The organism is Aromatoleum sp., from assembly GCF_036675785.1.
Classification (GTDB): domain Bacteria; phylum Pseudomonadota; class Gammaproteobacteria; order Burkholderiales; family Rhodocyclaceae; genus Aromatoleum.
The window spans coordinates 50,245-63,934 of the sequence record NZ_JAKFEF010000028.1 but is presented as its reverse complement, the minus strand read 5'-3'; the positions used below and the strand labels follow the sequence as shown (position 1 = coordinate 63,934).

At 68.1% G+C, this 13,690-nt stretch carries 13 protein-coding genes; 1 reads left to right on the top strand and 12 read right to left on the bottom strand.

Going from position 1 to position 13,690, the window contains the following annotated elements; translation table 11 throughout:
- Positions 1–2: 2 nt before the first annotated feature.
- From metX to V6M37_RS07975, 6 genes are all read right to left on the bottom strand, one after another.
- On the bottom strand, positions 3–1,130 hold the full coding sequence (gene metX / locus V6M37_RS08000) for a homoserine O-succinyltransferase MetX (RefSeq protein WP_332672130.1): 1,128 nt from the start codon (positions 1,128–1,130) through the stop codon (positions 3–5).
- Between the two features lie 173 nt (positions 1,131–1,303).
- Positions 1,304–3,034, bottom strand: a complete 1,731-nt coding sequence (gene ptsP / locus V6M37_RS07995; RefSeq protein ID WP_332672129.1) for a phosphoenolpyruvate--protein phosphotransferase — start codon at positions 3,032–3,034, stop codon at positions 1,304–1,306.
- A gap of 1 nt (position 3,035) precedes the next feature.
- The gene (locus tag V6M37_RS07990) at positions 3,036–3,305 is read right to left on the bottom strand and encodes an HPr family phosphocarrier protein (RefSeq protein WP_332672127.1); all 270 of its coding nucleotides are present in this window, start codon (positions 3,303–3,305) and stop codon (positions 3,036–3,038) included.
- Between the two features lie 22 nt (positions 3,306–3,327).
- A complete protein-coding gene (locus V6M37_RS07985; RefSeq protein ID WP_332672125.1) occupies positions 3,328–3,711 on the bottom strand; it encodes a PTS sugar transporter subunit IIA in 384 nt (127 codons plus the stop codon).
- 194 nt (positions 3,712–3,905) lie between these two features.
- On the bottom strand, positions 3,906–4,313 hold the full coding sequence (locus V6M37_RS07980) for a hypothetical protein (protein WP_332672123.1): 408 nt from the start codon (positions 4,311–4,313) through the stop codon (positions 3,906–3,908).
- A 270-nt stretch (positions 4,314–4,583) separates the two neighbouring features.
- Positions 4,584–6,209: an ABC-F family ATPase gene (locus tag V6M37_RS07975; protein ID WP_442880999.1), complete on the bottom strand. Its 1,626-nt coding sequence runs from the start codon at positions 6,207–6,209 to the stop codon at positions 4,584–4,586.
- Between the two features lie 148 nt (positions 6,210–6,357).
- Between V6M37_RS07975 and V6M37_RS07970 the strand changes: the two genes are divergently transcribed.
- Positions 6,358–6,921 carry a DUF3592 domain-containing protein gene (locus V6M37_RS07970; protein WP_332672120.1) on the top strand — a complete coding sequence of 188 codons (564 nt, stop codon included), beginning with the start codon at positions 6,358–6,360 and terminating at the stop codon, positions 6,919–6,921.
- Between the two features lie 48 nt (positions 6,922–6,969).
- Here the strand turns inward: V6M37_RS07970 and V6M37_RS07965 are convergent, their stop codons facing one another.
- From V6M37_RS07965 to pcaF, 6 genes are all read right to left on the bottom strand, one after another.
- Positions 6,970–8,034 (bottom strand): glycoside hydrolase family 15 protein, encoded by a 1,065-nt coding sequence (locus V6M37_RS07965; protein ID WP_332672177.1) that lies wholly within the window; start codon positions 8,032–8,034, stop codon positions 6,970–6,972.
- Positions 7,916–8,641 carry a trehalase-like domain-containing protein gene (locus tag V6M37_RS07960; RefSeq protein WP_332672118.1) on the bottom strand — a complete coding sequence of 242 codons (726 nt, stop codon included), beginning with the start codon at positions 8,639–8,641 and terminating at the stop codon, positions 7,916–7,918. Before V6M37_RS07960 ends, V6M37_RS07965 begins: the two co-directional genes overlap by 119 nt.
- A 33-nt stretch (positions 8,642–8,674) precedes the next feature.
- On the bottom strand, positions 8,675–10,771 hold the full coding sequence (locus tag V6M37_RS07955; RefSeq protein ID WP_332672116.1) for a M1 family metallopeptidase: 2,097 nt from the start codon (positions 10,769–10,771) through the stop codon (positions 8,675–8,677).
- 311 nt (positions 10,772–11,082) lie between these two features.
- Positions 11,083–11,634 (bottom strand): phasin family protein, encoded by a 552-nt coding sequence (locus tag V6M37_RS07950; RefSeq protein ID WP_332672114.1) that lies wholly within the window; start codon positions 11,632–11,634, stop codon positions 11,083–11,085.
- 151 nt (positions 11,635–11,785) lie between these two features.
- The gene (locus V6M37_RS07945) at positions 11,786–12,373 is read right to left on the bottom strand and encodes a hemerythrin domain-containing protein (RefSeq protein ID WP_332672112.1); all 588 of its coding nucleotides are present in this window, start codon (positions 12,371–12,373) and stop codon (positions 11,786–11,788) included.
- Positions 12,374–12,410: 37 nt separating this feature from the next.
- Positions 12,411–13,619, bottom strand: coding sequence for a 3-oxoadipyl-CoA thiolase (pcaF, locus tag V6M37_RS07940; protein ID WP_332672110.1), 1,209 nt, complete (start codon positions 13,617–13,619; stop codon positions 12,411–12,413).
- Positions 13,620–13,690: the final 71 nt, after the last annotated feature.

Below are 13,690 nucleotides of genomic sequence, written 5' to 3'. Positions count from 1 at the left end.
CTTTAAACCCCGATGCGGTCGAAGTACGCGGCGAGCAGCGCGTGATACCGCGTTTCGTCGAGCAGAAAGGCGTCGTGGCCGGCGTCGCTCTCGATCTCGGCGTAGCTGACGTTGCGGCGGTTGTGCAGCAACGCATAGACGATCTCGCGGCTGCGCGCCGGCGGGAAGCGCCAGTCGGTCGTGAAGGATACGACGAGGAAGTCGGCCGTCGCGCGCGCCAGCGCCGCGGCGAGGTTGCCGCCATGCTCGAACGCCGGGTCGAAATAGTCGAGCGCCTTCGTCGTCAGCAGATAGGTGTTCGCGTCGAAATGGCCGGCGAACTTGACGCCCTGGTAGCGCAGGTAGGACTCGATCTCGAACTCGACGTCGTAGCTGTAGACGGCCTTGCCGTGGCGCAGCGTGCGGCCGAACTTGTCGGCCATCGCGTCGTCGGAGAGGTAGGTGATGTGGCCGAGCATCCGCGCGAGCTTCAGGCCACGCGCCGGCACGACGCCGTGCTCGTAGTAATGACCGTTATGGAAGTCGGGGTCGGTCAGGATCGCCTGGCGCGCGACCTCGTTGAACGCGATGTTCTGCGCGCTGAGCCGCGGCGCGGACGCGATAAGCACCGCGTGGCCGATGCGCTCGGGGAACTGCAGCGCCCAGGACAGCGCCTGCATGCCACCGAGACTGCCGCCGACGATGGCGGCGAAACGCTCGATGCCGAGCCGGTCGGCGAGGCGCGCCTGCGCGTCGACCCAGTCCTCGACGGTAACGAACGGGAAATCCGCGCCCCACGGCTTGCCGGTCGCCGGATTGATCGAGCGCGGGCCCGAAGTGCCGTGGCAGCCGCCGAGGTTGTTCACGCCGATGACGAAAAACTTGCGCGTATCGAGCGGCTTGCCCGGTCCGACGAGGTTGTCCCACCAGCCGACCTGGGCGGGCTCGTCGGCGTAGTGGCCGGCGACGTGGTGCGAGCCCGACAGCGCGTGGCAGACGAGGACGGCGTTGCTGCGCGACGCGTTGAGTTCGCCGTAGGTTTCGAAGACGAGTTCGTATTCGGGCAGCGTGCGGCCGCTGCGCAGCGCCAGCGGATCGGTGAAGCGTTCCCGCTGCGGGGCGACGACGCCGACGGATTGGGGTGGGATCATGTTCTTCGCTGTGGACAAAAAAACCCAGCCGGCTGGGAAACGCGGACTGGGTCGCCCTCGCTTTAGCCGGATTTATTGAGCGCCCGCAAGCTGTGGTTCAAATCGGCGCTGATGGGACCGGAAGTTAGCGTGCAGCCCGGGAATTGTCAAACCGGGTGCCCCGCCGCGGCGGTTCAACCGGCGAGCCGCAGCACGGCTTCGCGCACTTTCATCTGCTCGTCCATCTTCAGGATGCGCTGCACTTTCGGCGCGAGCTCGCCGACATCCGCCCGCAGCACCTGCTGCTTGATTTCGAGGATATTGCCGGGGTGCATCGAGAAATTCCTCAGGCCCATGCCGAGCAGCAGCAGGGTGTAGGTGGGGTCGCCGGCCATCTCGCCGCAAACGGAGACCGGAAGGCCGAAGCGCGCGCCGGCCTGGATCGTGCCGCCGATCAGCTTCAGCACGGCCGGGTGCAGCGGGTCGTAGAGATGCACCACGGCCTCGTCGGAGCGATCGATCGCGAGCGTGTACTGGATCAGGTCGTTCGTCCCGATCGACAGGAACGACAGCCGGCGGATGAACATGCCAAGCGCGAGCGCCGCGGCCGGCACTTCGATCATGCCGCCGACCGGCACCCGTTCGTCGAACTTCACGCGCTCGGCGCGCAGCTCGGCCTTCGCCTTGTCGATCAGCGCGAGCGTCTGGTCGATCTCCTGCGCGTGCGCGAGCATCGGGATCATGATCTGCAGCTGGCCGTGCACCGACGCCCGCAGCAGCGCGCGCAGCTGCGTCTTGAACATCTGCGGTTCCGCGAGCGAATAGCGGATCGCGCGCAGGCCGAGGGCCGGGTTCGGTTCGAAGCGCGTCCCCGTCCCGTTCAGCGCCTTGTCGGCGCCGACGTCGAAGGTTCGGATCGTCACCGGCTTGCCGGGCATCGACTTCAGCACCGCGCGGTAGGCTTCGTATTGTTCCTCCTCGTCCGGCAGCGCGTCGCGGCCGATGAACAGGAATTCGGTGCGGTACAGCCCGACGCCGTCGGCGTTGACGGCCTTGATCGCGCCGAGGTCCTTCGGCCCTTCGATGTTCGCGAGCAGATTGACGTCCTCGCCGTCGAGCGTCGTCGCGCGCGTGTCCTTCAGCCGGTTCAGCTTCGAGCGTTCGAGTTCGAGCTCGGTGCGGCGCAGCCGGTATTCCTCGATGATCCGTTCGTCAGGGCCGACGATGACGACGCCGCGAGTGCCGTCGATGATCAAGAGCTCGTCTTCCTCGACGAGCTGGCGGATATGGTGCAGGCCGACGACCGCGGGAATGCCGAGGCTGCGGGCGACAATCGCGGTGTGGCTTGTCGGGCCGCCGACGTCGGTGACGAAGCCGCCGATGTTGTGGTCGCGGAAGCCGATCGTGTCGGCCGGCGACAGGTCGTGCGCGACGATGATCGTGCCGAGGCCATCGCGACGTTTCGCCGGCAGGTGGCCCGGATGGCCGAGCAACACCTTGACGAGGCGTTCGACGACCTGCACGACGTCGGCCTTGCGCTCGCGCAGGTACGGGTCCTCGATCTGCTCGAACTGCTCGACGACGAGCTCCATCTGCTGCACGAGCGCCCACTCGGCGTTGCAGCGTCGCGCCTCGACGAGGTCGCGCGCCGCGTCGACGAGCAGCGGGTCCGACAGCATCATCAGCTGCAGATCGACGAAGGCGCCGACTTCGCTGTGCGTCTGGCCGCTGGTCGCCGCCGCCTTCAGGCCGACGAGTTCGCCCTGCACCGTCGCGATCGCCTCATCGAGCCGCGCGACTTCCTCCGCGAGGTACTTCGTCGATACATGGTAGTGGCTGACTTCGAGCATCGCGTGCGACACGAGATGCACATGGCCGATCGCGATTCCCTGGGAAACCGGCAGGCCGTGGATCGTGAAGGGCACCTTACTCGCCCTCGCCGAAGCGGTCCGCGATCAGGTCGAGAATCGCCTTGAGTGCGGCGTCTTCGTCACGGCCCGACGTGTCGACGACGATGCTCGCGCCCTGCGCGGCCGCGAGCATCATCACGCCCATGATGCTCTTGGCGTTCACCCGGCGGCCGTTGCGCTCGAGCCAGACGTCGGCGCCGAAGCCGCTCGCGGTCTGGGTGAGTTTCGCCGAGGCGCGCGCGTGCAGGCCCAGCTTGTTGATGATTTGCGCTTCTGCTCTTGGCATCGGTTGCTCGGCGGAGGCCTGGTTACTCGATATGGACCACGCCGTCGCAGCCGCCGGAGAGGGCGCGCTGGATCAGCGTCTGCATGTCCCGCTCGCGATAGGTCAGCACGCGCAGCAACATCGGCAGGTTCACGCCGGCGATCGCTTCGATGCGCCCGGCGTCGACGAGCTTCGCCGCGACGTTCGACGGCGTCGCGCCGAACATGTCGGTGAGCACGAGCACGCCGTTGCCGTTGTCGGCCCATCCGAGCATCTGGCGCGCAAGCGGCAGAAGATCGTCGGGATCGTCCTGCGCGGAGACGCCGAGTTGCACCGTCTGGGCCGGTCGCCGGTCGAGGACGTGGCACGCGCATTGGATGAGCGACTCGCCGAGGCTGCCGTGCGTGATGAGAAAGATGCCGATCATGATCGTGGATCCGTGTGTTCGGGCGATTGTAGCCGACGGATGGGCGGATGCCGCGCGTCCTTTATGCTGCACGAGCCGGCCGTGCCGGATATTGCGCCGCGGGCGACAAAAGGAAAACGGACCGCGCAGCAGAAGTCCTGTGGCCGATCGGGGCAGCGGCGGCCGCCGGCGGCGCGGGGACGACGCGCCGCCGCTCAGAGGTTATGGCAGGTGATGCAGAGGTGCACCGCGCTGCCGGCGCTACGGACGTAGTCGGGCGGGTGGTCGGCGACGGCCGCGGTCAAGCCGTGCTCGATGTGGCACGACGCGCAGTCGATGACCCATTCGCTGCGGTTGCGGAAGATCTGGATTTCGTCGGGATCGACCTTGCGATTGCCGTTGCGGTCGAAGAACTGGATCCCGCCCTGCGCAAACCCGGGCTGCCGGTAGTCCGGCCGTGACGGATAGGCGACGCGTACAGGGTGGTGGCCGACGAGCTGGAAGTAGCCGCTGAAGTCGGGTGTGACATCGTCCGGCGGCACGTCGAAATGACAGTTGCGGCAATCGGAGTACTCCGCCCATGCGGCGAGCGGCGCCAGCATCGCCGGCAACGCAAGCAGCAAGAATCCGAATCTTCGTGTAGTGCGCAACGTCGGCCGCCTCCAATGGACGGCCGCTCCGCTCCGTCACCGGCCGCGGAATATACCGATCGAATTATCGACGCGCAAATATAAATGCATAATGGTTCTCAAAAAAATGCCGCGACCCTATTCTCGTACGCGGAATCCGCGACGCGGAGCCCGCCTGCCGGGGTGGCGCGAGGACGGCCGACGGCCGCTCCTCTCCGCCGGGAGTGATTCGGACGGGCAGGCGACGCGTAGAATCGGCGTGGCTTATTCCAGGCCCTGGCTCGCGAGGTATTCCTCGTACGTGCCGCGGTAATCGACGATCGTGCCGTCGAGCTTGATCTCGATGATGCGGCCGGCGAGCGAGGACACGAACTCGCGGTCGTGCGAGACGAACACCAGCGTGCCGGCGAACTTCTCGAGACCGGTGTTCAGCGACTCGATCGATTCCATGTCGAGGTGGTTCGTCGGCTCGTCCATCAGCAGCACGTTCGGGCGCGAGAGCATCAGCTTGCCGAACAGCATCCGCCCCTGTTCGCCGCCCGAGATCACGCTGACCGGCTTGCGGACTTCGTCACCCGAGAACAGCAGCCGGCCCAGCGTGCCGCGAATCAGCGTCTCGAGGTCGCCGCCCTGCGAATCGGCGGTGACTCGCGCGTAGTCGGCGATCCACTCGGTGAGACTCTGCGTGCCGGCGAACTCGGCCGAGTGGTCCTGCGCGTAGTAGCCGGGTTTCGCCTTTTCGGCCCACTTCACCGCGCCTTTCAGCGGCTGCAGCTCGCCCAACAGCAGCTTCAGCAGCGTTGTCTTGCCGACGCCGTTTTCGCCGATGATCGCGACTTTTTCCCCCGCCTCGATCGCGATCGAGAACTTGTCGATCAGCGGCTTTGCCATACCGTCGTACGCGAACGTGAGGTTCTGCACCTCGCACGCGAGGCGGTGCAGCTTGTCCTTGTCGTCGTAGTCGAAGCGGATCCACGGGTACTGGCGCGACGACGGCTTGACGTCCTCGGGTCTCAGCTTGTCGATGAGCTTGAGGCGGCTCGTCGCCTGCTTCGCCTTCGACTTGTTCGCCGAGAAGCGGCGCACGAACTCCTGCAGGTCGGAAATCTTCTCTTTCGCGCGCGCGTTCGCGGCCTGCTGGCGCTGGCGCGCGAGCGTCGCCGCTTCCATGTAGTCGTCGTAGTTGCCGGCGTAGACGGTGATCGTGCCGTAGTCGAGGTCCGCCATGTGCGTGCACACCTGGTTCAGGAAGTGGCGGTCGTGCGAGATGATCACCATCGTGCTGTCGCGCTGGTTCAGCACGTCCTCGAGCCAGCGGATCGTGTTGATGTCGAGGTTGTTCGTCGGCTCGTCGAGCAGCAGGATGTCCGGGTTCGCGAACAGCGCCTGGCACAGCAGCACGCGCAGCTTCCAGCCGGGGGCGACGTTCTTCATCGGGCCGTTGTGCAGCTCGGTGCCGATGCCGACGCCGAGCAGCAGTTCGCCCGCGCGCGCTTCCGCCGTGTAGCCGTCGTACTCGGCGAACTTGCCTTCGAGTTCGGCCGCGTGCATGTAGTCGTCCTCGGTCGCCTCGGGATTCGCGTAGATCGCGTCCTTCTCGGCCATGCACGCCCACATCTGCTCGTGGCCCATCATCACGACGTCGAGCACGCGCGTGTCTTCGAACGCGAACTGGTCCTGGCGCAGATAGGCCACGCGCTCGTTCGGATCCTTCGATACGTTCCCCGCCGACGACTCGAGGATGCCGCACAGGATCTTCATGAACGTCGACTTGCCGGCGCCGTTGGCGCCGATCAGGCCGTAGCGGTTGCCTTCGCCGAACTTGACGGAGACATTCTCGAACAGGGGCTTGGCCCCGAACTGCATGGTGATGTTGGCGGCGACGAGCACGGCGGAATCCTGTTTTTCAGATAAAACAAAGCCTTGCATTATACGCTACAAGGCGTTCCCGTGCCCGGGCGAGACCTGATGTGGGATTAAATCCCATTTCCGGGAATTACGAACTACAATCATCAGGCCACCTTCGCGAGTCCACGAGATGCCACCGAACGAGCAGCTTTCGTCTCCGCTGAGTAGTGCCCTGACCCTGTTCGCCGTGCGTGTCGGTCTGCCGCTGATCGGCCTCGCGCTGTTGATGACCGGCCTCCTCGGGGTCGTATCTTATGGCGTGTTGCCGGTGATCGACGCGGCGCGAAGCCGCGACTGGCAGCCGGTCGAGGCAAGTGTCGAGTCGGTCGCGCTGAGCCCGCCCGTCTCGGGTTTCCATCCGCAGCTGGAAACGGTCGAAATCCGTTACGGATACACCGTGAACGGCGAAGTCCATGCCGGCACGCGCTACGACCCCCACAGCGGGCAATACGCGCACCCCGAGAGCGGCGAAGTGCTCGCCGGTTTGAAAACCTCGCCGAAGATCACCGTCTGGGTCGACCCGGACAACCCGCAGGACGCGATGATTCTCCGCGCGGTGCGTCTGCCGGTGCTGTTGTACGTCGTGCCGGCTCTCGGACTCGCGCTCGCCGGCGGCGTGATGCTGTTCGTCGGCATGCTGTCGTGGAACCACAACCGCCTGACTTGGCGGCCCGGCGGCGCGGGCGAGTCCTGAACCACGCGTCGTTGCAGTCGACGCGGGCGGTCACTGCCGACCGCCCCGTCAGGCCGAAATCTGCTGTCCGCGCCGGCCCGCGAGCGCCTGCTCGATCGCGAGGGCGGCGGTGATCAGGCCGGAATGCGAGAACGCCTGCGGAAAATTTCCCAGCGGCCGCAGGCTGTTCACTTCGAACTGTTCGGCGTACAGCCCGACGTCGTTCGCGCACGCGTGCACCCGTTCGAAGAGGCGGATCGCCGCGTCGATCTCGCCGGCACGGGCGAGATAGTCGACCGCCCAGAAGCTGCAGACAGCGAAGAGGTTCTCCGTCCCCCCGATGCCGTCGTACGCGCGGCCAGGCGGATAGCGGTAAAGAAAGCCGTCCACCGCCAGCCGTTCGTGGATGTAGCGGAAAGTGCCGCGCAGACGCGGGGCGGTCGGGTCGGCATAGCCGTAGCGCGCCATCAGCAGCAGGCTCGCGTCGGGCTCGGTGCCGCCGAAGTAGCCGACGTAGCTGCCGAGCCGGGAGTCGAAGCCGTGTGTCTCGATCTCGCGGCGGATGTGGTCGCGCTCGGCGCGCAGGTACGGCAGCGCCATGCCGAGCGGAATGCGCGTCTGCAGGTCGATGAGCCGCTCGAGCGCCACCCAGCACATCAGCTTGGAATAGGTGTAGTGGCGCGGCGCGTTGCGCGGCTCCCAAATGCTCGCGTCGGGCTCGCGCCACAGCCGGCACACGGCCGCGCCGAAGCCCGCCAGCAGCTGCTTCTTGTCGTCGTTCAGCAGCCCGCCGCGCGCGACGAAGCTGCACGCGGTCTGCAGCACCTCGCCGTAGATGTCGAGCTGCAGCTGCCCGTGTGCGGCATTGCCGATGCGCACCGGCCCGCGGCCGAGATAGCCTTCGAGATGCGGCAGGACGATCTCGTCGGGCGGCAGCTGCGCGTTCAGGTCGTAAAACGGCTGCAGCCGGGGCTTGCGCCCGACTCTCAGCAGCCATGCGAGGAAGGCCTTGCTTTCACGCTGGAAGCCGAGGTCGATGAACGACTGCAGCAGCAACGACGTGTCGCGCAGCCAGCAGTAGCGGTAGTCCCAGTTGCGCCCCGAGTTGAGCGACTCGGGAAGCGAGGTCGTCAGCGCGGCCATGACCGCGCCGGAACTGCGATGGGCCAGCAGCTTGAGGCACGAGCCGGCACGTCCCGCCGACGAGCTGCCGCGCTTCGTCGAGCGCAAGCGGCGCGTCGGCGTCGAACAGGACGACCGCGTCCGCATGCCGGTACACCCAGCCGAAGTCCCCGTGGGGCTCGATGTCCGGTCTTGCGCGGGCATAGTCGGGCCGCTGCTGATAGACCACGTCGACGACGACTTCGCCCGCCTCGCACTCGACGAGCCGGAACAGCCGGTGCGGCGCGTCCTCGTTTCCCGGGATAGCCATGAAGTCGGTGAGCGTCGCCCGGCCGGCGGCGCACTCGAACGTCGTTTTCAGCACCGCGCTGCCGCCCCGGTAGCGCCGCGCCACGCGAACGATGTCGCGCGGACGGAGCAGCAGGCGCCCGCCGTGCCGGCGGTCGAGCAGCGCGGCGAACACGGACGGCGCGGAGAAATGCGGCATGCACAGCCAGTCGATCGAGCCGCGGCGCGACACGAGCGCCGCGCTGCGGCAGTCGCCGACGACGGCGTAGGCGTCGATCGGCTCGTAGTCGCAGCGGCTCAGCAGCTCGGGAAGGGCGTCGGGAGCGTTCACGTCCGCAGCCATGCAAAATGCGAGCCGCGGGATCTATCGAAGGCTGCCCGCCGGGCAGTGCGTCACCGGAATCGACGAGGCTTCGGCCGGCCAGACGCCGCGCGCGAGCGCCCGGCCGTTCTGCAGCACGAGCCAGCTCTGCTGGCGGTAATGCGGCAGCGGCCGGGAGGCGGCGACGAGCTCGGGCGCGCTGTCGGCGGCGACGACCGCGAGCGGCGCGCCCGATGGAAGACGCTGCGTCCACACCCGCACGGCACCGCGGCCGGCGACTTCCGGCGGCGCGGGCGGAAGGCCGTGGCGGGCGAGCCAGGCCGATACCGCGCGCGCCTCGCCGATTACGAGCAGCGGGTGCTCCCCCGGCGCGGATCCGGGCGGCACGGCTTGCGGCGAGTGGTCGAGCATCCGCGCGGCGAGTCCGCCGGCCGCCGTCGCGAACGCGTCGTCGCCGAGCGCGACGAGCCCGCTGCGCGCGTCGAACTGCAACTCGCGCAGGATCGGCGGCGCTTCGCTGCCGTGCAGGCGGCGCAGCAGCCGGTTATCGGGATCGAGCGTGACGCGTGTCGCCGGGTCGGCGGCGGCGAGCTCGAGTTCGAAGCGCTGTTCGCTGCGGTCGAGACGCACGCGCCGGACCGCCTCGCCGCCGGTCGTGCCGATCGCGAGCGGTACTTCGATCGCGTACGGCTGCTCGCCCTGCCTGAGCGTCACGGCGACGCGGTTTTCGCACCTCCGGCTTTCGACGAGCGCGACTTCGGCAAGGCCGGCGCGCGCGAGCCACTGTTCGAAAAAGCGATCGAGTTGCTGACCCGACTCCGTTTCGAACGCGACGCGCAAGTCGTCCCAGTCCGCGTTGCGGAAGCGCTGCGCCTGCCAGAAACGGCGGATGCCGCGATCGAAGGCCGGCTCGCCGATGCGGTCGCGCAGCATCAGGAACAGCATCGCCGCCTTGCCGTAGCCGATCGCCTGATCGACGCCGTGGGTCCGCGCGGTGAACGCGGCGAGCGGCCGGTCGGCGCCAGGCGGGATGCCGGAGAGCTCGCGCAGCCACGCGAGACGCATCGCGTGCGCCTTGTCGCTGCTTTCGCGTTCGGCGTAATGGTAGTCGGCCATGAAAGTGGTCAGGCCCTCGCTCCAGTTGCCGGCCTCGTAGTCGGGATAGACGCCGTTGCCCCACCAGTTGTGCAGCACTTCGTGGCCGAGCGACGTCGACTTGATGAACGGCAGCTTCAGCACCTCGATGCCGAGGTAGGTCAGCGTGGGCATGCCGAAGCCGGTCGGGGTCGGGCTCGACACGACCGAAAACGTCGTGAACGGATAGGGGCCGATCCAGCGCTCGTACAGCGCGAGGTAGTCCGCGACGGCGTCGAGATAACCGGGCGCGAGCGGGTCGAGCTCGGCGTGGAAATAGGTGCGCAGCATGATCGGGCGGCCGTCGATCGAGCGCGCCGTCCGTTCGGCGACGCGGTACGGCCCGGCGATCAGGTCGATGCCTTCGGACGGGTGCGGGAAGGCGAACTCCGCGACCGTGCGCGACCCGCGTGTCGCTTCGGTGCCGCGGTGGCCGGCGACCAGCCCGCGCTGTCCTGGCGGGAGATCGAGCCGCAGGTTGTACGAATGGAGCAGGCGCTGTCCCCGCCGCGAAGCGGCCGGATACCACACGCCCGCGGACGGCAGGAAGCTGCCGAGCGCGTCCGCGGTCGGTTCGTGCGCGCGCAGCGTGTCGCGATGCTCGAGGGCCGCAAGGGGCGCGAGCGGACCGCGCCACGCGAGTTTCACCGTTTTTCGGCGCGGCCCGGGAGGAAGAGCGATACGGTTCAACTCGCCGTTGCGCTGCAGACGAACGACGACCGGTTTCCCGTCGACCGCGAGCATGTCGACGCCGAAGCGCCGGTTGAGAAGCAGATCGAACGGCGCGCCGTCCGAGACGGTGATCTCCGCTTCGCCGGCGAGTTCGCGAGTCGCGGGATCGAGGCGGACGTTGAGGCGGTACGAGGCCGTAGCCGTCGCCGCCGCGTCATGAACGGCCGAGCCGGCGGACGCCGCGTCGAGCGCGTGCGCGGAGCAGGGAATCGTTGCGAAGCACAGCATGGCGAACAGGGACGCGACCGCGGATGGGGCGCGTCCGATCTTCATGCGTCAGGCGGGGCCGGCTGCGGGCGGCGCGGGCCGCGTGTCGAGCACGCGGCGGGCGACCGCTCGAAGGTCGCACGTTCGATCATGACCGCCTCCGGAACATCGTTGCTACCGATCAGTTTCGACGCCGCGCGGCCGCGCCGGGTTCCGGGAGAGGCGAAAAACGGTGGCGAAGCTCGTCGGGACGGCGGCGCGGGATGGGAGACCAGATGCGCCGCGCCGGCGAGCGACGCCGGTCAGGGAGCGAAAGCCTGCGCCCCGCCCGGCGCGCAGCGGCAGGCGACGACGACCGCGCCGCTGCCGCGAGCGGCTCAGATGCCGCTCTTGCGGTTCGCCGCCGCGCCGATCGCCGCGGTTGCGGCCGTTGCGTTCGCGACGTTCGCCTCGGCCATTTCGACGGCCTGGCGCGCGGCCTTGTTCACCTGGCCATAGGCCGAACTCGCCGTGGCGAGCGCCGAGCGGACTGCCGCGAGCGCGACTTCCGAGCCGGCCGGCGCGGACTTCGCGGCGTTCTCGAGCGCCTGCCCGAAGCTGCGGTGCGCCGCCGACAACTGGATCTCGAAGGGCTTCATCGCCTCCTCGAGTGTCTGCGCCGCGATTTCGTAGGCGCTCCGGTAATAGCCGAGCACCTTGTCGGCCGCAGGGCGGGCGATCGAGGTCTGAACGGCGATGAACTCCTGCGGACTGCGCGCGGCCAGCGCGGCCCGGACGGCGCCGGTGGCGTCGCTGAAAAAGCTGCGGGCGGTGTTGAGATTCAGCGCGGTCAGCCGTTCGACGGAATCGAACAGCGTGCGAGCGACGTCGAGCGAGGTCTCGAAGAGGCCGCGGTTCGTCGCGGAGAGGGTTTCGACGGATGTGGTCACAAGGATCTCCTGGGGAAGAAAAATATTTATTTTTCAGGCAGATCCGGCATCAATACGTCCGGTCTGCCGCGGTGCACAAGTTCATTCTAGACGGGGGGCGACCTCAGTCAAGAAACAAATTGTGCGCCGCAGCAAACGTGGCGGGGTGGCGTCAGGCCATGTCCCCCGCGCCGAATCCCATCGGCGACGGGGCAAGGCTCAGGATGCGCTGGTACAGCACCTCCGCCTCGTCCTTCGGCTTGATGCCGAAGAGCGGATTGTCGTTTTCGCGGAACGCCGCGGCGATCTCGGCCCATTCCTCGCGGCTCAGCACCCGCTCCGCGATCGGCAGGAAGACGTCCTCCTCGGCGCGTAGATGCTCCCATTCGAGTTCGGCGTAGCGGTCCGCAGTCGCAAAGAATGCGTCGCGCGCGGCCTCGTCGCCGGCCTGGAACGCGAGGAGGTGCTTCTTCAGGTCCTCGACCATCGGGTAGCCGAGCCGGTGCTCGCGTTCGAGCCGCGCGATCAGGGTGTCGGCCTCGCGCGTGCGGCGCCGCACCGCGGCGAACAGGTACTTGTCTTCCTTCGGATGGTGCCAGCGGTCGGGGTAGGACACGATGTAGTCGAGAATCGCGCGCAGCAGCGCGAAATTCGGCGCCGCGCCCTTGCGCATCTCCTTGACCAGATAGCGCAGGGAATACAGCACCGCGCTGATCGCGAGGTGTTCGTCCCTGATGATCTGAATGGCTTCCGGTTTCACGTCCGTCCCCTTGGTGCGGCGATCTGCCGCTTGGTTGTCATAGCCGCTCGATCGCGAGCGCGATGCCCTGGCCGACGCCGATGCACATCGTCGCGAGGCCGTAGCGTCCGCCGGTCGTCTCCAACTGGTTCAGCGCGGTCGTCACGAGCCGCGCGCCCGACGCGCCGAGCGGGTGGCCGATCGCGATCGCGCCGCCGTTCGGATTCACCTGCGCGCCGTCGTCGGGCAGGCCGAGCTGGCGCAGCACCGCGAGCCCCTGCGCGGCGAACGCTTCGTTGAGCTCGATGGTGTCGAAGTCGCCGATCTTCATGCCGAGCCGCGCGAGCAGCTTCTGCGTCGCCGGCGCCGGGCCGATGCCCATGATGCGCGGCGGCACGCCGGCCGCGGCGCTGCCGAGGACGCGCGCGCGCGGGCTGAGCCCGTGGCGCTTCACGGCGTCTTCCGACGCGAGCAGCAGCGCGCACGCGCCGTCGTTCACGCCCGACGCGTTGCCCGCGGTGACGCTGCCGTCGGGCCGCACGACACCCTTGAGCTTCGCGAGCGCGTCGAGCGTCGTCTCCGGCCGCGGATGCTCGTCGGCGGCGACGATGAGCGGGTCGCCCTTCTTGCGCGGCACCGCGACTGCGACGATCTCGCGCGCGAAGAAATCGCGCTCGGCGGCCGCGGCCCAGCGCTGCTGGCTGCGCAGCGCGAACGCATCCTGGTCGGCGCGGCTCACGCTGAAATCCTGCGCGACATTTTCCGCGGTCTCAGGCATCGAGTCGATGCCGTACTGCGCTTTCATCACCGGATTGACGAAGCGCCAGCCGATCGTCGTGTCCTCGATCTTCGCCGCCCGCGAGAACGCGCTGTCGGCCTTGCCGATCACGAACGGCGCGCGCGACATGCTCTCGACGCCGCCGGCGATCATCAGCTCGGCTTCGCCGGCGTGGATCGCGCGCGCGGCGATGCCGAGCGCGTCGAGGCTGGAGCCGCACAGCCGGTTCACCGTGCTGCCCGGCACTTCGACCGGCAGCCCGGCGAGCAGCGCGGCCATGCGCGCGACGTTGCGGTTGTCCTCGCCGGCCTGGTTCGCGCAGCCGTAGACGACGTCATCGACGGCCGCCCAGTCGACGGAGGCGTTGCGCGCTACGAGCGCGCGGAGCGGCAGCGCGGCGAGGTCGTCGGCGCGCAGCGACGAGAGCGAACCGCCGTAGCGGCCGAACGGGGTGCGGATGGCGTCGCAGATGTAGACGGGGCGGGTCATGCGGGCAATTTCCTTTTCGGCAGTGATTCGTAGGGCGGATGCGCCGACGCCGAGGTACCGGGATCGGCAAC

Excerpts from the sequence above, each read along its gene's own strand:
- metX (WP_332672130.1), bottom strand. The coding sequence starts at position 1,130 with ATGATCCCACCCCAATCCGTCGGCGTCGTCGCCCCGCAGCGGGAACGC.
- V6M37_RS07990 (WP_332672127.1), bottom strand. The coding sequence starts at position 3,305 with ATGCCAAGAGCAGAAGCGCAAATCATCAACAAGCTGGGCCTGCACGCG.
- V6M37_RS07985 (WP_332672125.1), bottom strand. The coding sequence starts at position 3,711 with ATGATCGGCATCTTTCTCATCACGCACGGCAGCCTCGGCGAGTCGCTC.
- V6M37_RS07970 (WP_332672120.1), top strand. The coding sequence starts at position 6,358 with ATGCCACCGAACGAGCAGCTTTCGTCTCCGCTGAGTAGTGCCCTGACC.
- V6M37_RS07955 (WP_332672116.1), bottom strand. The coding sequence starts at position 10,771 with ATGAAGATCGGACGCGCCCCATCCGCGGTCGCGTCCCTGTTCGCCATG.
- pcaF (WP_332672110.1), bottom strand. The coding sequence starts at position 13,619 with ATGACCCGCCCCGTCTACATCTGCGACGCCATCCGCACCCCGTTCGGC.